Source organism: Azospirillum mesophilum (genome assembly GCF_053470405.2).
Window position 1 is genome coordinate 1 of record NZ_JBPXMQ020000125.1, and the last position, 695, is coordinate 695.

Consider the following 695-nt stretch of genomic DNA (forward strand, 5'->3'; position numbering starts at 1 on the left):
CGGTCGCGGGTGGCGAAATACAGCATCGGCGTCGGCCCCAGCCCGATGCGCAGCACGTGCAGGCCGCAGGCGACCAGCCCGTCGACCATGGCGGCTTCCAGCTCCGGCGACGACAGGCGGCCGTCGTAGCCCACGCAGACCGTCTTGCCGCCGCCGCGGGCGACCACGGTGCCGAAGGCGCGGCCGACGGCGCGGGCGTCGGCGGGGGTGAGCGTCTTGCCGACGATGCCGCGGATGTCGTACTCGCGCAGCACGGTCGGGTGGAAAGTGTGGGCCTCGCTCATGTTCTTGGGTGTCCTCTTTACACCGGCAAGCCAATGGCTTGGCTTGCCGTATTGCGTTCAAACGCCACGCAGGCTTTTCCGCGCCATGGGGCGCGGCGCCCGGTCGGGCGCTCCGGCGAGCGAAGGAACGGAGAGGGTCCGTTCCTTCGCTCGCCGGTATTAGACCGCCGCGGCCGGAGCCGAAGGCCGGCCGATGGAGCTGTAGGTGAAGCCGGCGCGGGCCATGTCCTCGGGATTGTAGATGTTGCGCAGGTCGACCATCACCGGCTGCTTGAGCAACGCCTTGACCCGCGTCAGGTCCAGCGCGCGGAACTCGTTCCATTCCGTCAGGATAGCCACGCAATCGGCGCCGTCCAGCGCGCCGTAGGCGTCCTTGGCCCACTGCACGCCGGGCATCAGCTTCCCGGCCTC

Annotated in this window: 1 protein-coding gene and 1 pseudogene; both read right to left on the reverse strand. The window is 69.6% G+C overall.

The features are described 5' to 3' along the window. Positions 1–284, reverse strand: a pseudogene (locus tag ACSVC7_RS32730) (phosphomannomutase); the annotation flags it as partial. A 159-nt stretch (positions 285–443) separates the two neighbouring features. Continuing rightward, positions 444–695, reverse strand: a 252-nt coding sequence (locus ACSVC7_RS32735; RefSeq protein ID WP_483509192.1) for a UDP binding domain-containing protein, incomplete at its 5' end; no start/stop codon positions are given.